Origin of the sequence: Shewanella halifaxensis HAW-EB4, from assembly GCF_000019185.1 — a bacterium.
GTDB classification, from domain to species: Bacteria; Pseudomonadota; Gammaproteobacteria; order Enterobacterales; family Shewanellaceae; genus Shewanella; species Shewanella halifaxensis.
On sequence record NC_010334.1, the window covers coordinates 3,701,797 to 3,724,657 of the forward strand.

The following is a 22,861-nucleotide window of genomic DNA, read 5'->3' on the forward strand; positions in this document are numbered from 1 at the left end:
TATTTGCTTCCTTTGGCACACCCTCTAAACTGACATCATTAATACCGCTAACTAAGACTGAAATGAACGCAGCAATCATTGGTGCTACAGGACTTATTGGACAACTACTGCTACAGAAGTTAATCGACTCGGGGCAATATGAGAATATTCTAGTGCTTGGCAGAAAGCAGCCGCACTACCGTAACGAGCATGACACACAAGTCTGCTTTATCTCGTGTCAACTCAGTGAGCTTGCCAGCATAGAGCTCCCCTTTGCAATCGAACACGCCTTTTGCTGCTTAGGCACCACCCTTAAGAAAGCTGGTAGCGAAGCGGCCTTTATTGCGGTTGATAAAACTGCCTGTATCGACTTTATCGCTAAGTGTGATGCAAGCAATAACTATGTGGTCACGGCATTAGGGGCAAACAGCCAATCAAGCACCTTCTATAACCGTGTTAAGGGGGAAACCCAAGAAGCCCTTGCTGAGCTGCTAAACCAAAGACAGAAGCCGTTATCAATGAAGCGATTATGGCTGTTTCAACCCAGCTTACTGCTAGGTGAGCGCAAGGAAAAACGTACACTAGAAGATATGGGCAAACTGCTATCTAAGCTTATCTCGCCTCTGTTTATCGGCTCACTTAAGCAGTACCGCCCTATCGAGGCGGAAAAGGTCGCGAGTGCCATGTTGACCCATGCCCGTTCTTCACAAAGCCAGTCTACACAAGCAACTTCGACTCAGCTTGTCACCCTTGTCTCCAATAACGACATGCTCTAATAAATAATGCTCTAGCAGCTAAGTGCCCTAGTAACTAGTGCTCTGACTCGCACCTTACACGCGCTCTAGTTCAACCGCTAGAGCTTGCGGCTATCGACTCTAGCCCCTAAAATAGCCGCCCTTACCTGATGTCATCGAGAATCCACTTGAAAATTAGCCAGCGTCTGCAGCATATAAACACCATGATCAATGACCATTACGATCATATTTGGGATTGCTGCTGCGATCATGGCTTATTAGGGGCGGTACTGCTAAAGCGAAAGGCCGCTGACAACATACATTTTGTTGATGTTGTGCCAAGTTTGATGCATGAAGTGAAACAAAAGCTGCAACGATTTTATCCTGAGGCAGAGCTAGGGCAGCAGACCGCCTTAACCCATGTCCAAAGCCACTGGCAGGTGCATTGTCTCGATGTCACCAAGCTAGCATTAGCCGCAAAAGAGCAGCGACAACTCATTATCATCGCCGGGGTTGGCGGCGAACTCACCATTGAGTTAGTCCAGCAAATTATGGCCCGCCATCCACAGCATTCATTGGAGTTTATCCTCTGCCCCGTGCATCACATCTATAAGGTGCGTACGGCGATGCAGCAACTCGGTTTAGGCTTAGTCGATGAGCATCTAATGCAAGAGAACAAGCGCTTCTACGAGATCTTACACCTATCGACCACGAGCCCCGTTGCGCTAACTCCTGTAGGCTCTAGTATGTGGGATTTGAGTCGTGAGCTTGATAGGGATTATCTACAAAAGAGTGTTAAGCATTATCAAAGAATTGAGCAAGGCCTATCAAAAGCTCAGCAAAACAGTCCGTTAAATGCGGAGCAACAAAAGGAAAAAGCGATGATAGGTGCAGTTATTGCTGCATATCAGGGCTTGCAAAACCTATCGCCTCTATGATTTAGGGTATAATCCTGCATCTTTTATCTATCATCGCCGCCAACTCACATTAATCAACACGAGCCGAGCTAATCAATGCGTCTGTTAAAATCTACCGTTCATGCCGATATCGCCCACCTAGATCTTAGCCAGCTAGATTTTAGTCAGCTAAATAATAAAAGCGATGGCTCTATCCATGCCAATAGCTTCCACCGTCAAGCGGCACGAGGCATTATTCTTAAAGGTGAAGAGATCTTAATGCTCTACACCGAGCGTTATCATGACTACAGTATTCCTGGCGGTGGCGTCGATGAGGGTGAAGATATTCGCAGTGGGCTCATTCGCGAACTAGAGGAAGAAACTGGGGCGCAGCATATCGAGATCATCAGTGAATTTGGCCGCTACGAAGAGTTTCGCCCTTGGTATAAAGATGATTTCGATATGGTGCACATGGAATCATTCTGCTTTGTTTGCGATATTCATCCAGAGCTTGGTGAGACAAAGCTAGAAGCCCATGAGATCCAAAATGGCATGACCCCAGTTTGGATCAATATTCATCAAGCCATCGCCCACAATGAGCACACCATGGCCAACAGCCCTAAGAAAGGCATGTCGATTGAACGAGAAACCTTTTTGCTCAAGCAGATCGTGGCAGAGCTTTTATAATCAACATAATCCCCATAGCTAAGCTGTAATAGCTAGGCCAAAAACGCGTGAATTAACCTATTCACGCGCTAATGACGACTCTCCCTTCGGGTGAAGCTTGGCAATAGCCAGCGCCAAACGCTTTATCTCGCGGGCGGTCGCGTTGCGGTTCATCTCGTTATAGATCCACATCTTAATCGCAATTTGCATCATGCTTGCCAACATAAGCGTTACCCCCCACTTGATTAGCGCTACCGGACTGATCACAACAAAAAAGAACTGGTAGCCCGACCACAGCATCAACAAGCTTAATAGAAAGGCAATAATGCTCATTAATATCAACCAGCCACCTAAGCGGCCCTTGTAGGCATCGCCTAGCATGGCGAATAAGCTTGGGTCGCGTTTAAGCTGATTATTTATCTGCTCCGACTCCTTTAGCAGCTGCTGACGGATCTTTTCATCGATATCCATAATCTCTACTCCTACTGTTTCCCCTAATGCTTACTCTAATGCTGAATCTAATGCGAATCTAGTGTTTGCTTTAAGCGCTCTCTAGCTCTAAAAAAGCACAACTTAACGGTTCCGTGTGGGATGCTGATAAGCGCTCCTTTATCTGTTTTTAATAAAGATGATGCAGCGGACTAAAAGGTTCACAGAATAAAATAAAAAAGGGAGCTTCTGCTCCCTCCTGGTTTCAAATCAAACGGTTAATTCTTTGCATCAAGTCCTTGCTTATCGATCTCGCCCGGTTCACAGCCTGACGCTAACGCTTAAAACTAGCCTTAAAACTAGGCTTAAAAATAGACGAATAAATTGATGATCATCGCATTGATAATATCGATAAAGAAACCACATACCAGAGGTACAATAATAAAGGCTCTATGCGCCGCACCATACTGCTGAGTCACCGCCGTCATATTCACAATCGCGGTTGCGGTAGAGCCCAAGGTTACGCCACCAAAGCCTGAACAGATCACCGCCGCCTCATAGTCTTTGCCCATCATTCTAAAGACAACAAAGATGGTAAAGACTATCGATAACAATACCTGTACAGACATCACCACCGAGATATAGAGCAAGCTGCCCTCTAGCTCCCAAATCTTAAGGCTCATCAAAGCCATAGTAAGAAACATACCTAGGCAGATATCTTGAATAAGAGACAAGCCTTGTGACGCATCATCTAAGTAGGCTCTATCTTTGACCTCTCTGCGATTGATGATGGCTCTTCCAACGTTACCGATGATAATACCAGCCAATAAGCAGGCGACGAACATAGGCAGCTTAACCCCAGCCTCTTGCAAAGCGAGATCGATAAAATAGCCAATAATTAAGGTAACGTTTAGCCATAACCAAGCTCGCAACACCCCAAAGTAGTCAACCTTAATATGTGATGAACCAGCTTGATGGCTGGTACCAATATCAAGCTCTGAGTCATGGTTAGCCTGAACCTTATGGCGTTTCATCAAATACGCTGCAATAGGACCACCAATCACACAGGCAGAAATTAGTCCTAGGGTATTAGAGGCAATGCCCAGCTCGCTCGCATTGACGATGCCCAGCTCTTCAACAAAGGTTGGGGTCCAAGCCATTGCAGTGCCAACGCCACCAATCAGTGCAATCGACCCCGACATCAAGCCAGCCTTAGGATCTAAGCCGAACAGTGAGGCGATGGTCACACCAGTAAAGTTTTGCAGGAAGATGAATACACTCGCCAACATAATTAAGATAAGTAGCGGCTTGCCGCCTTTAAGCAGTGTTGCAAAATCAGCCTTTAAACCAATTCCCGCAAAGAAATAGAGCAACAGCACATCGCGAACTTCGAGGTTAAACTCGATCTGAATATCGAAGGCATAATAGAGGATGCCCACGATAGCGGCGCAAGCGAAGCCACCAACAACGGGCTCAGGAATACTGTATTTTCTGAGTAGCTCGTATCGAGAGATGATACTTTTACCGATAAATAGCGCAATGATCGCTAAGGTAAATGAGACAAAGTCTTTAATTTCAATTAACTGTGGTTCCATGACAATCGATTAATCCCTGTGGAAGGTTAATAAGAAATAGCTGAAAAGAGAGGTTCCCCCCTCTTGCTGCCGAATACCAACAGATAACCTAAACTTCGCTTAAGGCATAGCTTAGGGCTTGACTTAAGGCGCATCGGCACCACTCGGCTCAGAAAGCACCATCATATAGACATTACGCTAATTAATCACCCCGTTATTTTACAATGATTTAACCTCGCGTTAAAACGATCCAAACTCATCAGCCCGCATAAGCTTATGCCTCATTAGTTGACGCATCTTCAACTGTGACTATCAGCCACGCGATATACAAACCTAATCGCTACGTGCATTAGACAAAATAAGCCAATCCGCGTGGACGCAACAAAGCGCCAAACTTGCAAACAAACATCGGAAGATATACGGTAAACGACACAAAAACGTTAACAGTTTGATAACAACAAGTTTTGTAGTTGAGTGTAATTTAGACAAACTGCATAAAATAGCTTGGTCGGACTTGTGAACCCCGTCTCTTTAGTTGAATACTTTTTATACCAATCAAGGAGCGTTTTTCTAAGGAAGGAAGTAACCAACATCATTGAAGGCAGCAGACTTATGTTCAAATCATTATCATCCCGTATATTCGTCGGCTTATTTGCCGGCCTCATATTAGGGACACTGATCCAATACGGCTTTGGCGAAAACAGCTTTGCCAATACCACTCTTGTCGATATCGCATCTGGTGCGGGTAGCATGTTTGTCCAGCTCATCATGATGCTGGTTGTGCCGCTGGTCTTTTTCAGTATCGTTAGCGGAATTATCGAGCTTAAAGACCTAAAATCATTTAGCCGACTCGGCAGCAAGACTTTTGGCTTGTACCTAGTCAACACCATTATCGCGATTGCAGCAGCTATCGGCCTTGCGTTACTCATCGCCCCCGGTCAAGGCATGCAACTAACTGGAGAGGACGGCGCAGCCCTTACCTCCACCAGCCTACCTAGCTTTATCGATATGATTGTTAATATTATTCCAAGCAACCCATTTCAGGCGTTTGCAGACGGTAATATGCTACAGATTATCTTTATGGCACTGCTAACTGGCGGCATCATTAAGGCCCTAGGAGATGATGTAAAGCCCATCGTCACTTTCTTCAAGTACGGCAATAGAGTCATGCTCAAGGCGATAACTGTGGTTATGCAAGTTGCGCCGATTGGTGTCTTTGCGCTAATGGCTAAACTTGGCGCGACCTTCGAGCCTTCAGCATTTATCAGCGTTTTAAGTTACATGGCGGTGATTTTAAGCTTACTAGCTGTATGGGCCCTTGTGGTTTACCCTGTTGTTGTCGGTATGACTACCAATATCTCTGCAGGTGAATTTCGCCGTAAAACACGCGAGCAGTTTCTATTTGCTCTCTCGACCGCAAGCTCAAATGCAACTATCCCAGTCACCATGCGCACCTTAACCGATAAACTAGGGGTTAAACCTAGCGTGGCGGGCTTTGGTGTGCCAATGGGGGCAACCATGAACATGAGTGGCGTTGCGATATACATCACCGTCGCCGCTTTCTTTGTCGGCAATGCGTTTGGCTACCCAATCACCACGGAGCAAATTCCAGCACTCGCCTTTAGCGTATTTCTGCTATCTATCGGTGCCGGTGGCGTTCCAGGAGGCGGTATTGTGATGATCGGCGTGCTTATTCATCAGATGGGACTGCCAATCGAAGCCATCGCACTCGTTGCTGCCCTCGACCGTATTATCGATATGTTCTGTACCAGCACCAACGTGGTCGGTGACTCTGCTGTGGTCAGTATTGTCAACCACAGTGAGCAGTACGATTTATCTCCTGAGTCGTCTCTGGAACTTAATGCACAAACGCGTACTTAGTCGCGTATAGCCGCGTACATAATCGCGCATTGATTCAATAAGAGCTTAAATGAAAAAAGGCACCGCAAGGTGCCTTTTTATTTACTTTGAATCTTGGACTATTTAGCGTATTCAACCGCAATATTAGCCGCAAGTTTTGCGTTATTAAACACAAGTTCGATGTTTGCCGCCAAGCTCACGCCTTTGGTGGTTTCAGCCACTTTAGCCAGTAGGAATGGCGTCGATGCCTTACCAAAAATACCTTTGCTGTCCATTTCAGCAACCGCATCAGCAATCACTTGATCGATCATAGCGCGGTCTAGCTGATGCGCTTCTGGAATTGGATTAGCAATCACTAAGCCGCCTTTCAAGTCCATATCCCACTTCGCCTTCATTGCCGCAGCAATTTGGGCTGGTGTATCGAGCTGATAATCGACTCCAAACTCACTCTCACGAGTGTAGAATGCAGGCAGAGTACTTGTTTGATAACCAACAACCGGTACACCTTGAGTTTCAAGGTACTCTAGTGTTAAACCGATATCTAAGATTGATTTAGCGCCAGCACAAACCACTGCTACGTCGGTATTCGCCAGCTCTTGAAGATCGGCAGAGATATCAAAAGTCTGCTGTGCGCCGCGGTGAACGCCACCAATGCCACCAGTTGCAAACACTTTAATGCCCGCCATCTGTGCCAAAATCATAGTCGATGCAACCGTTGTTGCTCCGTCAACACCCTTAGCAACAATAAATGGAATATCGCGGCGGCTAGTCTTAATCACATCTAGACCCGCTTTACCTAAGTACTCAATCTCTTCATGGGTCATGCCCACTTTTAAACGGCCCTTCAAGATGGCGATAGTTGCAGGTACAGCACCGTTGTCACGAATGATCTGCTCAACTTTAAGCGCCGTTTCTACGTTTTGCGGATAAGGCATACCGTGAGAAATGATGGTCGACTCCAATGCAACCACAGGCTTACCTGCTGCTAATGCTGCTGCAACTTCTGGATTAATATCTAGGTACTGCTCTAACATAACGACTCCTTGATAACGCGCTTAACGGTAATTTCAGACATATTAGGGTTTATTGTGGCTAAGTGAGACAGCGCAACGACCGCTGCTCCCATAGCAAATTGAGTAGACTCTTCGGTGGTCCACTGTTGGATCCAGCCATGAGCGAGGCCAGCAAGAAACGCATCGCCAGCGCCGTTGGCATTGACCATAGAAACTTGCATCGCAGGGATTAAGGCTTGCACGCCTTCATCGCTATAAAACACCCCATCACACCCTAGACTTAAGAAGATGCGCTTCACGCCTTGGCTATGGAACCAGTTAGCTAACTCTGGTAACTGCTCGTGGCTGTTGATGTTAATACCTGACAGTTGCTCAGCTTCTTTAAGGTTGGGTTTTAAGGTGTGGACGGAGCTTAAGAACGGCCTAATTTTCTTGGCTTTTGCACAAGAAACCGTATCGACGAAAATAGGTCTATCTGAGAAGTTGCTAAGTAGATACTCTAGAGACTCTGCCGATAGATTGGCATCGACAATGATAAGCTCTGCCCGGCGCAGCACTTCCTCATGGGTCTTTAACACAGCGACGCTGAGTCTATCGAGTATCGCCATATCATTAATGGCAACATGCATATCGCTGTCACCATCGAGCACAGATAGGTAGGTTGAAGTTGCAAACTCATCGAGATGAATACAGGCCTTCATATCGATACCGGCCTGCTGACACTGAGTCATGATCATCTGGCCATAGGTATCTTTACCTAGTGCGCTAATCAGATGGGTATCTGAGCCAAGTCTTGCTAAGTTTTCAGCAATATTTCGGCCCACGCCACCAGGTGAGCAGGTCACACTACCCGGGTTTGAGTCGCCAACTTGTAGGGTATGCAGAGGACGGCCAAGAATATCCATGTTAGCGCCACCAATTACGATGGCATAACGTGATTCGGCAAGAATATAGCCTTTACCTTTAATCACGCCTTTATGGGTTAAATTCATAATATGACCCGCCACAGCGGAGCGACTGATCCCAAGTTGATCGGCAATACTTTGCTGCGGGATCAAAGGGTCTTGTTTAAGTAGTGCTAGTATCTCGAGTTCGCGTTCTGTCATTGTTATTATCCAGTCGACACGGCCAAACAAACATTTGTTTGGATACCAAACTTTTGTTTAAACTTGCACTCAGGGTATGCCTAATTACCAGAGTAATCAAGAACAACATTTTTTCATTGGAGGAAATTGTGATCGGGATGCTAAAACAATCCTACCTCAAACAACGCTAAATTAGGCTTAAATTAACAAGTGGTTATCAGCAGGAAAATAAAATACTCTCGCTGCTTAAGACTGCGTCCACTATCAGTTCAAGAGCAATAGGGCTTACAACTGCCCTGCTATTTAACGAGTGTTCAGAGCGATAAGGCGCTTTGATTTAATTGAGAAACGCTAGAAATGGATGCGCCTAGATATAGGAGCCTATAGATATGGCGGCTGAAAACAAAGTTGAAACCGATTGGCGTAAGAAGGGGCGATATTCACACTCTATAAGGACCATTTCCATAAGGACTATTTCAATAAGAAACCTCTCCATAAAGATATGAATATCGCAAACGTACTATCTATCTTCTCACCCTAGAGAAGTACTATTTTGGAGCTAAAGCTAAGTGCTTAAACCAAGCCCTAAATCTAAGTGCTAAATCTGAGTGCTAAATCTGAGTGCTAAATCTGAGTGCTAAAGCACCATAGATAAGTATCCTAATACCAGCACTATCATAGAGGTAATCGCATAAGGCACCGGATAACCTATCGCAGGCATATCGCTTTGACAGACATTTTGGGCCCCTTTCATTGCTGAGGTGCTATTACGCCCACCAGCACAAGCCCCTGCCAATATGGCTGGATTCATCTTGCAGAAATACAAGCCATAGATCCAAGCGAGTAAGGGAGGAACCAGCGCGGCTGTTGCTCCCAAGGCGGCGATCTTTATGGCCACCACACCTTGAAATGATGCCAGAATCTTAGGTCCAAGCGTTGAGGCGAGCACGGCAACAAACACGCTCAAACCGATATCTTGCAAGAAGCTTCTAGCGCCTTCACTCATCACCCCACCAAAGTTTGGATTACGGGCCCTTAAGAAAGAAAAAATAATCCCCGTCAACATGCAGCCTGCTGAAGTCCCTAAAGCAAAGGGGATCCCCCCAAAAGTCACACTGAAGTGACCGCAAACATAGCCAATGAGCAGGGACAATGCGAGATAAAATGTTTCTGTTAGCGTGCTCTCAACAATAGGGGTGCTATTGAGTTTCTTGGCGACCTGTTGGACACACCAATCCGAGCCTGCAATACGAATGACATCACCGACTTCTACAACAGCTTGCCCAGTAACGGGTAATTGGTGACCTTGTCGAAACAGGGCTTTAATGTACACACCGAATCCCACTTCATCGCTAATTTTAGCAATAGTTTTGCCTGTATAGCAGGACTTACCTAGATGGATATCGGCCACTTCAATATCAACGTTTCTTGCTCTGGGTTCATCGACCTCGACACCGACAAAAGCGCCATCGTCTATCAAAACATGATAGTCGCCTCGAATACCGATCACATCACCAAGCGCAAGTTTTGGATTATCAGCGGCATCAAATACTTGCTTGCCCCGAACCACCTTTAAGATAGCGGCATGGGGAAAGTGTTGAAATAGAGACTCAACACTCTGGCCGACTAGCTCTTGATGCTCTACACGGTAGGCTCGAATATCTAACGGCAACACGCCAATATTTGAAAAACCATGAGTACTGGGCAGCGCCTCGATATCATCACCGACCCCAAATTCTGCTTCAGCCTCTTTACCCGCCTTAATCGGATCGATGCCAAACATCGCTGGTAAGTATTTTATAAGTAAAATAATGAAAAAACTGGATAAGACATAACTGATAACATAGCCCACAGCAATATTGGCACTCACTTGATCTAGAGTCATTCCTGCTGGCGCCTTAAATGCACCGGAGGAGATAGCTGATTGCGCCACTCCCATCACAGCCGTGACGGTGTAACTGCCAGAGATGATCCCAGCAGCATAGCCCGGTGCTAAGCCGAGTAATTTAGCGCCTAAGAATACGATAAAAAAATTACTGAAGACCACTATCAGGCCTATGACCACAAAATCGAGACCGTCTCTGGCAAGGCCGGAGAAAAACTGTGGCCCCACCTTCATGCCTATCGCGTACATAAACATCATCAAGAAAATGTCAGACACTAATCCGGGTTCCTCTATTTTCAAACCATAAACAGAAAAAGCGGTCAGGGCGATAGCAAGGCCAATGACTAAGGTTCCTGCCGTCGAACCTAGCGCGACTCCCTTGATAGAAACCTTTCCAAGTGGATAGCCGATAGCAATGGCTATAAACAGGAACACAAAGGGGTTATGTGCGATATAACCAAACAAAAAACCAAATAACTCAGAAATATTCATGATCATTTCTCGTACTAATACCAATCGATATAAGAAGCTGAGCGACTCAGAGTGTTTTTGGCAAACTAATTCAAGACGAGTGGATGATGGAATGGTTATTCCCTTGCGAAGCTATCCAACGCAGAAGTCACCAGCCAAAAGCACTCCTAAAAGGCGAGTTTTCGCGTATAACAAGCTTAGACCTAGCTCTACTATGCTCTTCACTCGTTGCGAGCAGCATGGATATTGTGAATGCCATTAATGCACGACTATATGGATATAGGAAGTAGAGTAACGCAGGAGCTGTTACCGAAGAGCAATTAATGGCTTTGCCTCAAAAGCACTAAACTCACGCTGAGCGAGCACACCTTTATACCGATTGGTATTAAACTGGATAGAAAAAGGCCGTCTTTGCAGACGACCTCTCGACTAGTTAACCATGATTGAAACCGGATGACTCTTTGGCATCACTGCCGTGTGAAATCGGATGGGAGGCAAAGAAGTCGACACAATGCTTCAAATCTGCCACTAGGAGGTCTGCCTGATCTCGGCTAAAGCCATGGCGAACCAAAATACGCATAATGACTAAGTCCTCTCTTTTAGGCGGCATTGCATAGGCTGCAATCTGCCAACCTCGAGAGCGGATACGATCCGAGAGATCAAACAGGTTGAACCCAGGATCAACGCCCTCTTTTAAGGACCAACTCATCGCAGGGATCCCGCCATGGCCATCATAGATAATCTCGAACATGCCTAATTTTTCAATCTCGCTCGACAGGTATTGCGCCGTGTCGTAGCAAGCCTGATGGATCTTACGATAGCCTTCCTTACCTAAACGTAAGAAATTATAATACTGCGCGACAATCTGCCCACCAGGGCGAGAGAAGTTCAATGCAAAGGTCGGCATATTACCGCCTAAGTAGTTCACGTTAAAAATGAGGTCTTCATCTAAAACTGAAGCATCGCGCCAAATAACCCAACCTACACCGAGTGGACTCAAGCCAAATTTATGTCCTGACGCATTAATCGACTTAACGCGTGGTAGTTTGAAGTCCCATTCTAGATCTGGTTGGCAAAATGGCGCTAAAAAGCCACCGCTTGCGGCATCAACATGCATTGGAATATCCAATCCGGTATCTTTTTGCAGCTGATCGAGCGCATCATGTACAGCCTTTACAGGCTCGTACTGGCAGGTAAAGGTAACGCCTAATGTTGGCACTACGCCTATGGTATTTTCGTCACATCGCTTAATCACTTCTTCAGCATTCATGATTAAACGATCGCCTTCCATCGGGATCTCACGTAACTCTATGTCCCAATAACGCGCGAATTTATGCCAGCAAACCTGCACCGGTCCACAAATCATATTGGGTTTATCAGTAGGTTTACCCAGCGCTTTCATTTTCTTGCGCCAAGCCCACTTAAGAGCCATACCGCCTAACATCGCAGCCTCACTAGAGCCTGTCGTAGAGCAACCTAATGTGTTTTCTGCATCCGGCGAGTTCCATAGATCGGCAAGCATATGCACACAGCGGGCTTCAAGCTCTGCGGTTTGAGGGTATTCATCCTTATCGATCATATTCTTATCGATACATTCGTCCATCAATTGATGAACTTCATCCTCAACCCAGGTTTGGCAAAATGTCGCAAGATTTTGACGGGAGTTTCCGTCCATCATCAGCTCGTCGTGTACGATTTGATATGCGTGGCGAGAATTATTTTCCTGCTCCGGCATCTTATATTTAGGCATAGATAAAGCTAAATCTGTCGATGAGTAGATATCATCTAAGAGGTCGTCTCGCACAGTATCTTTTGAGTGAAGAGGCATTATATTTTACTCCAATGAATTAAATAAAATTTCCTACTAGCTGGCGATGGTCAGCTGATGTAAACAACATAGAAGATAGTAAGACTCCCTGCAATACTCAAATTAAAATAAATCTGTAAAAACAATCTATAATCCACACAAAAAAACCAACAAAGACCAAATGTGCAGCCAAAAATAACAGTGAAATAACCATCGGCAGCATTTCACCCCATTACAGCAACCTTAAAACAACCTTAAAACCTGTTCAATAACCTGACTAAAAAGCTAAGTTATCACTCATTAACAGCTACTTAAAATCAGACTCATACCATTGAGATTCGATTGCCCCCCGCTAAAACAAGTTAATAGCAGTATTCCAATTGGCTTGTGACGTTATCAGTCCTCACCGAACAATTTTCAAATTTATTTTGATAATAAATCAACCATTACCCTGTTACTAAGAGCCGCATAACCTTCTACTATAAATCTTATTCAAACAGCGTCGAATCGAGAATACGTATGACTAAGCTAAATACTCAATCAACGGCTCAATTAACCTCTCAGTTAAGCATAGTGGCAAATATCACAGCGCATACAGACAAAGTAGAACAGGTAAAAGCCGAGCTAATAAAGTTGATTGCAATAACCCGGGAGGAAGAGGGTTGCCTGCAGTATGATCTGCACCAAGATAATGATAATCCGGCTCACTTCACCTTTTATGAGAACTGGGCTTCAAGAACGCTTTGGCAAGCTCATATGAATGCACCGCATCTAAAGGACTATGTCGCGGCGACCGAGGGAATAGTTGAAGCCTTTACTCTCAATGAGATGACCCTAATCGGTTAAGTGAGTATAGCTTAAGCGAGAAGAAGCTTAAGTCAGACCCATGCCTCGCTCGCTAGTAACAAGATAGAGAATTGAGAGTAGAAAAGAGAGAATAGAGAGTCGTCTTATTTTCAAATAGCTTCCTTATGTTAGGGCTTATGCATCCTCTTCATGCATATAGCCCTCGATCAGCTCCATCTGCTCCGAGAGTTTGTCATCAAGGTTAGCTAAGCGGTAACCTCCATGAGGCAGTTTATCTAGACGAATACTATCCCCCGCCTGAATGTGTAACTGCTCGACGACCTCCTTTGGTAATGTTAAACCTAAGCCTTCACCAACCACCTGTATTTTAAGTTCAGCCATAATCCCTACCTACCTAAATCAATTGAGCAAATGATATTTTGTCTATCGCACTATAACACCACAGTACAGCTAACATTATAGTTGAACAATCCATTTATCAGGCAGGGTCACAGTCTCCTTAAAATGGACAGGTAAAGCCGATAACGAATAATTCGTTGCAGCAGACTCAACTTCATACAAAAAAGGAGAGCATTTGCTCTCCTTTTCTATTCAGCCAATTTTAGGATTAGATCTATTTTAAGACACGATAAGTCGAGCATGAACTAGGGGGAAATAAGGCCTTAACTAGGCTTATGATGCTTGGTAATAAACCGGTCTAACTGATTACCAAAGGCTTGCTTTTCGCTGGCACCGATTGCTGCAGGTCCCCCAGTTTGTACGCCACTGGCGCGCATGGTGTCCATAAAGTCGCGCATATTGAGAATCGATTTAATGTTCTGCTCGGTATAGAGCTCCCCGCGAGGGTTGAGGGCGACACCACCTTTATCGATCACCTCTGAAGCCAGCGGAATATCCGCCGTAATCACTAAGTCACCGGCACTGAGTAGCTTAACGATTTCATCATCGGCCACATCAAAACCTGAAGAGACTGTTTTCAAGTTAATAAAAGGGGATGGCGGTATGCGCATCCAATGATTCGCCACCAGCGTCACTTCGACTTTAGCCCGGTCTGCTACTCTAAATAAAATCTCTTTAATCACACCCGGACATGCATCGGCGTCAACCCAAACCTTCATTTATGCTCCTCTTTGCGCTGTTAGATTTGCGCCATAAAAACGAGCGCTGATTATAACAGCTATTTTGTATTAATCTTAGCGGCGTACACGGCTAAAGTAGATCAAGCTGTACCACTAAGATATGCTCTATTCTTATTTTCTTTTCAAAGCTAGGATGTTACTTCTATGAGTGTGTTTTCTCCTGCGTGTTTTGACTTTTTAAACCAGCTTTCAGTCAACAACGACAGAGAATGGTTTAAGGCTAATCAACAAACATATGAAGACAAGGTGCGTACCCCTGCACTTAAGTTCATCGAAGCGATGCAGCCACAGATCCTTGCGCTGTCTCCCCGTTTGACTGCAGTCCCTAAAAAGGTCGGCGGCAGCATGATGCGTCCTCAACGTGACAGCCGCTTTAGTAAAGATAAGACCCCCTATAAGACCAATGTCGGCATTCAGTTTCGCCACTTTCAGGGCAAAGATGTGCATGCGCCTGGCCTGTATCTTCACCTAGCCAACGATGGCTGCTTTTTGGGTGCTGGGATTTGGCATCCAGAATCTAAAGCCCTCAATGCTATTCGCAGTTGTATCGATGAAAACCCCAACGGCTACAAAAAAGCACTGCGTGAGTTAACGAGTCAGGGTTTTGAGATGCAAGGCAGCAAGCTTATTCGCCCACCTAAAGGCTATGACAACAGCCACCCAATGCTAGAGGAGCTTAAGCGCAAAGACTTTATCGCAATTAAGTCGTTGAGCATCGAGCAGGTGTGTGCACCTGAGTTTGTCGATATATGCGCCCAAGAGTTTGCCGCCTGCCAGCAGCTGATGAGCTATCTCTGCTTTGCGTTAGACTTAGATTTTTAGCCTCCCTTCCTAGCAACAACAGAGCGAGGCGTTTCTTGCAAGCGCCTCTACACTCCACTGTAATCTCTGTTACAATTGCGCCAGTTTTTATTTCCAGCCAATTTAGGCAAGTTCAGGCACATTTTAATGGTAGAACCTTCATCATCTCCACAAGACGCTTTTCAAGCAGAGACTCCTGCGCAAAAACGAGCATTAAGCTATAGCAATACCATATATCAGCTGTTTGTCAGTGTAATGAATGAAAAGCTACCAGCTGACCGCATCGTCGGTGAGTACTTCAGAACCCATAAAAAGCACGGTTCTAAAGATAGACGCGTCATTCGCGAGAGTCTGTTTGCGCTATTTCGTTGGTGGGGCTGGCTGAAAAAGATCCATACCAGTGAGCAACAAGACACGAGCTGGTTTGCCTGCTTGAGCCTAGTAGCTGAACTTGAAGCCCATAAATGGCCTCAATTTAGTGATGCGTGGCGAGAGTTTGCCAACCAGTCTCCTGAGTTTAACCTAAGCCCTGCCACGCAAGCCTTAGTCAGTGTGAGTGATCGCTGTGCGTATTTAAACCAGCAGTTTGCCAATATAAGCTTCTGCGATACGGAGTTATTACCTGAGTGGTTTTGGCTGCTTGCCGAAGTCGATAACAGCGATAAGCAGGCGATAATCGAAGCCATGTGCTCACGCCCTCCAATCTGGGGTCGTGCACAAACAATAACCCAGCAACAACTTATTGCGTCCCTCGCTAACGATGAAATCACCGCCGTTGCCAACGAGTACTTTGATGATGCAGTGAGCCTTGGGCATAAGAGCGTCAACTTCAATGCGATTACAGCCTATCAACGTGGCGAGCTGGAGATCCAAGATCTCGGTTCGCAGGTTATTGGGCAAATTTGTGCGCCAAAAGCGGATGAAAAGTGGTGGGATACCTGCAGCGGCGCGGGTGGTAAAACACTACAACTACGCTCTTTAATGCTAAGGCAAGGTTCATCGGCACAAGGCTCGATAGTATCCTCAGATATTCGCCGTAAGCCGTTAGAGGAGCTAACTAAACGCGCCAAACGTGCAGGCTTTAATGGGATCACGACGGCGCCATGGAAGAGTGAAGCGTTACCCGTTAACGCTAACGCTTTTGATGGAGTGTTAGTCGATGCACCTTGTAGCTGCACCGGCACCTGGCGACGTAACCCCGATATGCGCTGGCTAGATGATCAAAGCGTTGTGACTGACAAACATGCTCTGCAATTGGATATTCTGACTCGCAGCGCCAACGCGGTTAAGTCGCAGGGTCAGCTGGTTTACGCCACTTGCTCACTCTCTCCTATCGAAAATGAGCAGGTAGTGAACGCCTTCTTAGCGGCAAATACAGAGTTTGAGCTACAAACACTGACGCATCCGTTTACCGGGGAGCAAACACAGATGCTCTCCATCTGGCCTCACGAGGCCGATACCGATGGCATGTTCGTCGCTAAGATGAAAAAGCACTAGTTGCGATACATTAATGATAAAAAAACGCCATACATCGTATGGCGTTTTTTTTTGGCAATATATTCTCGCCTATCTATATGCTTATCAGCTTATTTTGCTCTTTCGACCACATCAAAATACCAGTATCAATAGGCCGAATGCACCTTAGAATGAGGCTTTAGCACCTAGGTATAAGCCAGAATCTAAGCTGGTATTTGATGCATTGTCATACTGCAAACGAATATCACGGTAGCCTACAAACAGGGCTAACGCAGGGTTCAAGTTATACTGCACTCGACCATCTAACTGCCAAGAGCCGTCAATATCGCCAAACGACAGCACCGATGGCGAATAGTAGCCTGAACCATGGATAGAAACATTAGAACCTAAGTGCATCGCATAACGACCGCCAATTCCGACGAAGTTACCGTTTTGGCTCTTCTTTGACCACACCTGAGAAAACTTAGCCCCCAGCTCAAAGTGGTGAGCTCCCGCATCATGAGCAATATGCAGCGCACCAGATAACATCTGCCCACCTTTATCGGCATAGATATACTCAACAGAGCCATTAACATCTTTATTGAGATCAAATTGTAACTCAGTCGACAAGGTGTCGTCATTGAGGCCAAATGTAAAATCTGTCGCATGAGCATTGATAGACAAGGCGCTCAATACAAGCGTTGCCATTATAGTTTTAACTGTCATTGATAATTCCGAAACTTATAAGCTTTCGGCAAGCATACACAAAGCCCTGACGCTTTTTTATATAAACCTGATCTCAAACAGTGCATTTAAATAAACACCGACAACTGAAAAACCCCAATACAACAAAAACAACCTCATCATTGTAGGTGTATCAAATTGCAACGCAGAGAAGAAGTATTAATTTTACCTGTTAAATCTTTATGTTATCGCTAGCTTTAACACGACTTGAGTCTTAAGCGTAAAAAAAAACAAATATCTTATTTTCTATGTGGTAATTTAAGCCTGACTTTATCGAGCATTAGTCCTCAAAGTCTTGCCTACCCTAGAGTTGAAGCGAGTTTTGTTCGATTCAAACTCCGCAAAAATGGTGGGCAGCAACTATACTACATTATCAAAAGAAAACTGCTTTGGAGCACAGATGAAACAGTTAAAATTAACTTCACTCACAATCGCTATCGCCACAGGCTTGATGCTATCTGGTTGCGGTGGTTCAGACAGTGACTCTAATGAGCCAGAACAAGCTCTGTTTAGCCTTGGAGTTTCAGACAACCCAGCTGACGCTAACATCGTCAACGTGGCTTTTAAGCAAGTTGTCTTAAAGAACAGTGAAGGCGCCTTCTCATTCGATGTTTCGACTGGTGATGACGGTTTACAACATGTCGACCTATTAAGCTTTCAAGGGCAAGACGTGGAAACATTGGTCAGCGGCCAATCTGTGCCCGTGGGTGAATACCAGATGTGTATTTACATGGAAAACAACACCATCTCTAGCGATAAAAGCTCTTATGTATTAAGTGGCGCAACTGAAGATGAAAATGGTGATTTTGTAGGCGGTGATATTGAAGGCTTAGTCACCAACAGTAACGGCTCTTGTGGTGGTGTGGGTGCCGATGAAGAAAATACTGGCCGCCTATTCTTTAATAAGTCATTTACTATTGCTGCGGGTAATAACAGCTTTGTTGCCGAGTTCAACCTCGCAAAAGGCTTACAAGCGCCACACGGAAACAAAGATTACTGGACACTAAAACCGACCTCAGTGCAACTTGTTAATGCCTCGGAAGTCGGTGCAATTAAAGGCCAAATTAGCCAAGAAACTATGGTTAGCTGTGAAGCTGAGGCTGGAGGCTCTGAGTTTAGCCCTGCAGTTTACCTTTACCCTAGCGAGACGGCGCTTGATCAGATGGCAGACTTTAGAACGGGTCCAAATGTCTTGACGCAGGTTGCTCCAATCACGTCTGCGAGAGTAAATCCTATCCTTGATAACAGTGAAAATGTCACTGGTTATGAGTACGAATTTGGTTTTATCGTAGCCGACACCTATAGCCTTGGCTACACCTGCTTAGCTCAAAATGATGATCCTGAAGAGTCTAACGTTCGTGAACCTGAAGATGGCAGTGCACCATTCTTCATCGACTCAGACGAGCAAGATGTAATTGTGACCCTTGGTGAAACAACAATACGTAATTTTCCTGAGGCATTTGAGCCAGTAACTCCTTAACTCAAAATTACAGCTGCAATCGTTATAAAAGGGGCGAATATCGCCCCTTTCTTTTCAGCTTTGTATTCGCTCAATAGCACTTCTCCTGTAAGCCACATTCTTCAGTAAATTCACTGCACAAGCCGATAAAATCACGCTAGAGTATCCCTAACGCAACGAGGGGGAAATAATGACAGCTTCAATTTATGATTTTTCAGTGAAGGATATTCAGGGGCAAACGGTTTCACTGGCGGACTTTAAAGACCAGGTCATCTTAATCGTCAATACAGCTAGTGAGTGTGGCTTTACCCCCCAATATAGGGAACTCGAAGCTCTATATCAGAAGCATCAAACACAAGATTTTGTGGTACTCGGTTTTCCCTGCAACCAGTTTGGCGCGCAAGAAAAAGGCGATAACCAAACCATTAGCACTTTTTGTCAGTTGAACTTTGGTGTGACCTTTCCTCTATTTGAAAAAATAGAGGTCAATGGTGCTAACACCGCACCGCTTTATGTCTACTTAAAACATTCCGCTAAGGGTTTGCTGGGTTCTGAGCGGATCAAATGGAACTTTACTAAGTTTCTAGTCAACAAAAAGGGGCTAGTCACGCAACGCTTTGCACCAACAACAAACCCCATGGCGATTGAAGCTGAAATATTAAAGCTGCTTTAATCTATTAAATTAACGACTTAAAATTACTCTATAAAAAAAACAAAAAAACAGGTTATTTTTTGAACTTTATCGAATTACTCGCCTCTAACTTTTTGAGCATTGAGTTTTATGTTCATCATTCTCCCTGGGGCTTCTAGCGCAGCCCCCCTTGATCTCAATGTAGATCAATCAGGCAATCCTTTGGATTGCCCTTTTTTTATCTATACTCTGCGAAATCCCAGCAAATGTTAACGGATAAAAGCCAATATATTACAACCATCGAATATCGACGTTCCAGTGCATTTAATAGGTTTGCGAATTAAATGAAACACCTCTTAAAAGACATTGAATTAACAGAATAAATATTTTTGACTCTAGCGATATATCTCTATACTCATCGAAGGGAAACGAGTACAATACCACTCCGATTTCACCATCGGAAAAGGATACTGGAAGTATGAGTAACCCCATTTATAACAAACATATAATATCGATCTCTGACCTATCTCGTTCTGAACTGGAACTTATCGTTTCTACCGCAAACGACCTAAAACAAAATCCTCGTCCCGACTTACTGAAAAATAAAGTGGTTGCAAGCTGCTTTTTTGAGGCGTCGACGCGAACTCGTCTGTCTTTCGAGACCGCAGTACAAAGGTTAGGCGGAAGCGTTATTGGCTTCCCTGATAGCGGCAATACCTCATTAGGAAAAAAAGGGGAAACCTTGGCCGATTCGGTGCAGGTGATCTCCTCCTATTGTGATGCGTTCTTTATGCGCCACAATCAAGAGGGCGCGGCGCGTCTTGCGAGTGAATTTTCATCTGCCCCCGTTATCAATGGAGGTGATGGCTCGAATCAGCATCCAACTCAGACCCTACTCGACCTGTTCAGTATCTATGAAACTCAAGGCACTCTTGAAAAGCTACAAGTTGCCTTTGTTGGCGACCTAAAATATGGTCGCACAGTACACTCATTGACTCAGGCCTTGTCCCTGTTTGATTGTGAGTTTCATTTTATCGCCCCAGCGGCGCTATCTATGCCCGATTATATAATCGATGAGCTTAAGGCTAAAGGGTGTAAATATACCCTGCATGATCATTTAGATGGGGTCTTGCCTAACCTCGATATTCTGTATATGACGCGGGTGCAGAAAGAGCGTTTCGATGAAACCGAATATCAACACTTGAAATCTAGCTTCATCTTGAATGCCAATATGCTCGAGGGGGTTAAAGAAAACCTTAAGGTCTTGCATCCTCTGCCAAGAATCGATGAAATCACCACCGATGTGGATAGCACGCCTTATGCGTATTATTTTCAGCAGGCTAAAAATGGCGTATACGCTCGCCAAGCCCTGCTCGCCTTAGTCTTGACTAATGAATTTGGAGATAAGTGATGAAAAAACAACTTAAAGTTGAAGCTATCGAGCACGGTACAGTGATCGATCATATTTCATCTGGACAAGGCATCAAGATCTTGCGATTCTTTGCACTCTCTGAAGGGAATAAACGCATCACCATAGGGTTGAATCTGCCAACTTATGCTGGTGAGAATAAAGACTTGATCAAGATAGAGAATACAGTCTTTAGTCAACAGCAGGCGAATCAATTAGCCCTATTCGCGCCTAACGCAACCATTAATCTGATCGAAAACTTCGAAGTGGTGAACAAGTTTAAGCTTGCATTACCCGAGCAGATTGCGGGAGTATTGCTCTGCCCTAACAGCAACTGTATCAGTCATAATGAGCCTGTCGATAGCCGTTTTAATATCAAGCAGGAGCAAGCAGGTGTGAAGCTCAAATGTCACTACTGTGAAAAGTCATTTACTGCAACATCATTTAAAGAGTTGCACTAATACAACTAATAGCCTCGACGCTTTGTGATACTGAAGCCATGAGCAACAGCGAGCTTCATTTCCTATTAAGGCCATTATTTCAATATAATGGCCTTTTGTTTATTTAACCCAAATAACTTGAATCCCCCTTATACTGATTGGTATTAGAGCCCTTGTGCAAGGTCAGCGCCAAGTCATCTGATTTAGAAACAGTAGTGAAGTTGTGCCCCATGACTATATTTTCAGCAATATCGTCATGGCCTGCTGAACGACTATGGCCTCTGACGGATATACGAAACGTTAATCGTGCGATCAACATTGTGGTGAGTCATCGCTTCTAAACCTGAGCCTCCACAATACTAGATGTTGTAATGCTATTTCTCACATCCATATGATTACTTAGATATTGCTTTGGCGTTAGCTTAAGCAGTTCCTTGAACTTAGTGTTGAAACTAGAGATAGAAATAAAGCCAGCCACTGTAAGTAAGTGACTAGTGTTCCAACCATTTATACCCAGTATTTAAGCCCTCTTAGTCACAGCCCAAAATGGGGCCATAAACAGGAAAGAGATAAAAAAGTTGATGACAGTGGAACTAATCTCAAATCCCAGACTCTGACTATATGAACCGATTCTCTTTAAGTGAATATATCAGTGTTAACAACTTAATATATTGGCTTAATCTTAGTTTCATTGTTCATCATCATTCTCTTTGGCACCTCCCCTTTTGGGTTTGCCATCAAAATAAGTGTTTAGCTAGCGCATGAAGACTTATTTCGAAATAGATTATTACGGCAACCTATTAGGTTGCCTTTTTTTTGTCTGTCGTTTATTGCAGGGATTAAAATCAACGAGATAAGAGCATATTCGCGGGTTATATCAAACAGTCGATACGTCAAAGTTATCGACAATACCAACTAACCATTTAGAGATATAAAAAATAAAATCAAAGTTTTTTCATCTGATGGGAACTAATTAGAATTTATCGACTCTGACTATATGAACCGATTCTCTTTAAGTGAATATACTTGCCTGCTAAGGCTAAACATATTGGCTTAATCTTAGTTTCATTGTTCATCATCATTCTCTTTGGCATCTCCCCTTTTGGGTTTGCCATCAAAATAAGTGTTTAGCTAGCGCATGAAGACTTATTTCGAAATAGATTATTACGGCAACCTATTAGGTTGCCTTTTTTTTGTCTGTCGTTTATTGCAGGGATTAAAATCAACGAGATAAGAGCATATTCGCGGGTTATATCAAACAGTCGATACGTCAAAGTTATCGACAATACCAACTAACCATTTAGAGATATAAAAAATAAAATCAAAGTTTTTTCATCTGATGGGAACTAATTAGAATTTATCGACTCTGACTATATGAACCGATTCTCTTTAAGTGAATATACTTGCCTGCTAAGGCTAAACATATTGGCTTAATCTTAGTTTCATTGTTCATCATCATTCCCTTAGGCATTCCTATTAGGTTTGCCATAGAGTTAACTCTTTCGCTAGCGCATTAAAGAGTTCACTTTCAAACTGACACTTTTATGGCAACCTGATTAGGTTGCCATTTTTTTTACC

General features: G+C 44.4%; 21 protein-coding genes. 11 read left to right on the forward strand and 10 right to left on the reverse strand.

The features are described from left to right. Window positions 1–62 precede the first annotated feature (62 nt). The 3 genes from SHAL_RS15685 to SHAL_RS15695 all read left to right on the forward strand — a co-directional run bounded on the left by SHAL_RS15685 (window position 63) and on the right by SHAL_RS15695 (window position 2,296). Entirely contained in the window at window positions 63–755 is a 693-nt protein-coding gene (locus SHAL_RS15685; protein WP_012278108.1) for a Rossmann-fold NAD(P)-binding domain-containing protein, read from the forward strand. Between the two features lie 146 nt (window positions 756–901). Beyond that, on the forward strand, window positions 902–1,651 hold the full coding sequence (locus tag SHAL_RS15690) for a tRNA (adenine(22)-N(1))-methyltransferase (protein WP_041416050.1): 750 nt from the start codon (window positions 902–904) through the stop codon (window positions 1,649–1,651). Between the two features lie 75 nt (window positions 1,652–1,726). Beyond that, window positions 1,727–2,296 carry an NUDIX hydrolase gene (locus tag SHAL_RS15695; protein WP_012278110.1) on the forward strand — a complete coding sequence of 190 codons (570 nt, stop codon included), beginning with the start codon at window positions 1,727–1,729 and terminating at the stop codon, window positions 2,294–2,296. A gap of 57 nt (window positions 2,297–2,353) precedes the next feature. Here SHAL_RS15695 and SHAL_RS15700 read toward each other — a convergent pair whose 3' ends face one another. Next, window positions 2,354–2,746, reverse strand: a complete 393-nt coding sequence (locus SHAL_RS15700; protein WP_012278111.1) for a DUF6768 family protein — start codon at window positions 2,744–2,746, stop codon at window positions 2,354–2,356. A gap of 323 nt (window positions 2,747–3,069) precedes the next feature. Beyond that, window positions 3,070–4,299 carry a sodium/glutamate symporter gene (gene gltS / locus SHAL_RS15705; RefSeq protein ID WP_012278112.1) on the reverse strand — a complete coding sequence of 410 codons (1,230 nt, stop codon included), beginning with the start codon at window positions 4,297–4,299 and terminating at the stop codon, window positions 3,070–3,072. A gap of 591 nt (window positions 4,300–4,890) precedes the next feature. Here gltS and SHAL_RS15710 point away from each other — a divergent pair. Beyond that, entirely contained in the window at window positions 4,891–6,159 is a 1,269-nt protein-coding gene (locus SHAL_RS15710) for a dicarboxylate/amino acid:cation symporter (protein WP_012278113.1), read from the forward strand. A gap of 98 nt (window positions 6,160–6,257) precedes the next feature. On the opposite strand, the gene SHAL_RS15715 is transcribed toward SHAL_RS15710, so the two are convergent. The 4 genes from SHAL_RS15715 to gad form a co-directional block, all read right to left on the reverse strand. Continuing rightward, a complete protein-coding gene (locus SHAL_RS15715) occupies window positions 6,258–7,172 on the reverse strand; it encodes a pseudouridine-5'-phosphate glycosidase (RefSeq protein ID WP_012278114.1) in 915 nt (304 codons plus the stop codon). Beyond that, window positions 7,166–8,257 carry a PfkB family carbohydrate kinase gene (locus SHAL_RS15720; RefSeq protein WP_012278115.1) on the reverse strand — a complete coding sequence of 364 codons (1,092 nt, stop codon included), beginning with the start codon at window positions 8,255–8,257 and terminating at the stop codon, window positions 7,166–7,168. The genes SHAL_RS15715 and SHAL_RS15720 overlap by 7 nt, the downstream gene beginning before the upstream one ends. Before the next feature lie 616 nt (window positions 8,258–8,873). Further along, window positions 8,874–10,613, reverse strand: coding sequence for an aspartate:alanine exchanger family transporter (locus SHAL_RS15725; protein WP_041416051.1), 1,740 nt, complete (start codon window positions 10,611–10,613; stop codon window positions 8,874–8,876). Window positions 10,614–11,025: 412 nt separating this feature from the next. Further along, window positions 11,026–12,420, reverse strand: a complete 1,395-nt coding sequence (gene gad, locus SHAL_RS15730; protein WP_012278117.1) for a glutamate decarboxylase — start codon at window positions 12,418–12,420, stop codon at window positions 11,026–11,028. A gap of 498 nt (window positions 12,421–12,918) precedes the next feature. Here gad and SHAL_RS15735 point away from each other — a divergent pair, with 498 nt between their 5' ends. After that, on the forward strand, window positions 12,919–13,245 hold the full coding sequence (locus tag SHAL_RS15735; protein ID WP_012278118.1) for a putative quinol monooxygenase: 327 nt from the start codon (window positions 12,919–12,921) through the stop codon (window positions 13,243–13,245). Between the two features lie 135 nt (window positions 13,246–13,380). Here SHAL_RS15735 and SHAL_RS15740 read toward each other — a convergent pair whose 3' ends face one another. Then, entirely contained in the window at window positions 13,381–13,587 is a 207-nt protein-coding gene (locus SHAL_RS15740) for an AbrB/MazE/SpoVT family DNA-binding domain-containing protein (protein ID WP_012278119.1), read from the reverse strand. Between the two features lie 281 nt (window positions 13,588–13,868). Beyond that, window positions 13,869–14,324: a YaiI/YqxD family protein gene (locus SHAL_RS15745; protein WP_012278120.1), complete on the reverse strand. Its 456-nt coding sequence runs from the start codon at window positions 14,322–14,324 to the stop codon at window positions 13,869–13,871. Between the two features lie 165 nt (window positions 14,325–14,489). On the opposite strand from SHAL_RS15745, the gene SHAL_RS15750 reads away from it, so the two are divergent. After that, the gene (locus SHAL_RS15750) at window positions 14,490–15,167 is read left to right on the forward strand and encodes a DUF2461 domain-containing protein (RefSeq protein ID WP_012278121.1); all 678 of its coding nucleotides are present in this window, start codon (window positions 14,490–14,492) and stop codon (window positions 15,165–15,167) included. Window positions 15,168–15,293: 126 nt separating this feature from the next. Beyond that, a complete protein-coding gene (locus SHAL_RS15755) occupies window positions 15,294–16,643 on the forward strand; it encodes an RsmB/NOP family class I SAM-dependent RNA methyltransferase (protein ID WP_012278122.1) in 1,350 nt (449 codons plus the stop codon). A 144-nt stretch (window positions 16,644–16,787) separates the two neighbouring features. Here the strand turns inward: SHAL_RS15755 and SHAL_RS15760 are convergent, their stop codons facing one another. Further along, the gene (locus SHAL_RS15760; RefSeq protein ID WP_012278123.1) at window positions 16,788–17,327 is read right to left on the reverse strand and encodes a YfaZ family outer membrane protein; all 540 of its coding nucleotides are present in this window, start codon (window positions 17,325–17,327) and stop codon (window positions 16,788–16,790) included. 418 nt (window positions 17,328–17,745) lie between these two features. On the opposite strand from SHAL_RS15760, the gene SHAL_RS15765 reads away from it, so the two are divergent. The 4 genes from SHAL_RS15765 to pyrI all read left to right on the forward strand — a co-directional run bounded on the left by SHAL_RS15765 (window position 17,746) and on the right by pyrI (window position 21,304). Continuing rightward, entirely contained in the window at window positions 17,746–18,825 is a 1,080-nt protein-coding gene (locus tag SHAL_RS15765; protein WP_012278124.1) for a DUF4382 domain-containing protein, read from the forward strand. 169 nt (window positions 18,826–18,994) lie between these two features. Then, window positions 18,995–19,477 (forward strand): glutathione peroxidase, encoded by a 483-nt coding sequence (locus SHAL_RS15770; RefSeq protein WP_012278125.1) that lies wholly within the window; start codon window positions 18,995–18,997, stop codon window positions 19,475–19,477. Window positions 19,478–19,913: 436 nt separating this feature from the next. Beyond that, complete coding sequence (gene pyrB / locus SHAL_RS15775; RefSeq protein ID WP_012278126.1) at window positions 19,914–20,846, forward strand: aspartate carbamoyltransferase; 933 nt, start codon at window positions 19,914–19,916, stop codon at window positions 20,844–20,846. Further along, window positions 20,846–21,304, forward strand: a complete 459-nt coding sequence (pyrI, locus tag SHAL_RS15780; RefSeq protein ID WP_012278127.1) for an aspartate carbamoyltransferase regulatory subunit — start codon at window positions 20,846–20,848, stop codon at window positions 21,302–21,304. The genes pyrB and pyrI overlap by 1 nt, the downstream gene beginning before the upstream one ends. A gap of 1,336 nt (window positions 21,305–22,640) precedes the next feature. Here the strand turns inward: pyrI and SHAL_RS23585 are convergent. Continuing rightward, entirely contained in the window at window positions 22,641–22,772 is a 132-nt protein-coding gene (locus SHAL_RS23585) for a hypothetical protein (protein WP_263053407.1), read from the reverse strand. Between the last annotated feature and the right edge of the window lie 89 nt (window positions 22,773–22,861).

Bases quoted from the DNA above. Each gene is read 5' to 3' on its own strand.
- SHAL_RS15685 (WP_012278108.1), top strand. From the start codon at position 63: ATGAACGCAGCAATCATTGGTGCTACAGGACTTATTGGACAACTACTG.
- SHAL_RS15695 (WP_012278110.1), top strand. From the start codon at position 1,727: ATGCGTCTGTTAAAATCTACCGTTCATGCCGATATCGCCCACCTAGAT.
- SHAL_RS15700 (WP_012278111.1), bottom strand. From the start codon at position 2,746: ATGGATATCGATGAAAAGATCCGTCAGCAGCTGCTAAAGGAGTCGGAG.
- gltS (WP_012278112.1), bottom strand. From the start codon at position 4,299: ATGGAACCACAGTTAATTGAAATTAAAGACTTTGTCTCATTTACCTTA.
- SHAL_RS15710 (WP_012278113.1), top strand. From the start codon at position 4,891: ATGTTCAAATCATTATCATCCCGTATATTCGTCGGCTTATTTGCCGGC.
- SHAL_RS15715 (WP_012278114.1), bottom strand. From the start codon at position 7,172: ATGTTAGAGCAGTACCTAGATATTAATCCAGAAGTTGCAGCAGCATTA.
- SHAL_RS15720 (WP_012278115.1), bottom strand. From the start codon at position 8,257: ATGACAGAACGCGAACTCGAGATACTAGCACTACTTAAACAAGACCCT.
- SHAL_RS15725 (WP_041416051.1), bottom strand. From the start codon at position 10,613: ATGAATATTTCTGAGTTATTTGGTTTTTTGTTTGGTTATATCGCACAT.
- gad (WP_012278117.1), bottom strand. From the start codon at position 12,420: ATGCCTCTTCACTCAAAAGATACTGTGCGAGACGACCTCTTAGATGAT.
- SHAL_RS15735 (WP_012278118.1), top strand. From the start codon at position 12,919: ATGACTAAGCTAAATACTCAATCAACGGCTCAATTAACCTCTCAGTTA.
- SHAL_RS15740 (WP_012278119.1), bottom strand. From the start codon at position 13,587: ATGGCTGAACTTAAAATACAGGTGGTTGGTGAAGGCTTAGGTTTAACA.
- SHAL_RS15745 (WP_012278120.1), bottom strand. From the start codon at position 14,324: ATGAAGGTTTGGGTTGACGCCGATGCATGTCCGGGTGTGATTAAAGAG.
- SHAL_RS15750 (WP_012278121.1), top strand. From the start codon at position 14,490: ATGAGTGTGTTTTCTCCTGCGTGTTTTGACTTTTTAAACCAGCTTTCA.
- SHAL_RS15755 (WP_012278122.1), top strand. From the start codon at position 15,294: ATGGTAGAACCTTCATCATCTCCACAAGACGCTTTTCAAGCAGAGACT.
- SHAL_RS15760 (WP_012278123.1), bottom strand. From the start codon at position 17,327: ATGACAGTTAAAACTATAATGGCAACGCTTGTATTGAGCGCCTTGTCT.
- SHAL_RS15765 (WP_012278124.1), top strand. From the start codon at position 17,746: ATGAAACAGTTAAAATTAACTTCACTCACAATCGCTATCGCCACAGGC.
- SHAL_RS15770 (WP_012278125.1), top strand. From the start codon at position 18,995: ATGACAGCTTCAATTTATGATTTTTCAGTGAAGGATATTCAGGGGCAA.
- pyrB (WP_012278126.1), top strand. From the start codon at position 19,914: ATGAGTAACCCCATTTATAACAAACATATAATATCGATCTCTGACCTA.
- pyrI (WP_012278127.1), top strand. From the start codon at position 20,846: ATGAAAAAACAACTTAAAGTTGAAGCTATCGAGCACGGTACAGTGATC.
- SHAL_RS23585 (WP_263053407.1), bottom strand. From the start codon at position 22,772: ATGGCAAACCTAATAGGAATGCCTAAGGGAATGATGATGAACAATGAA.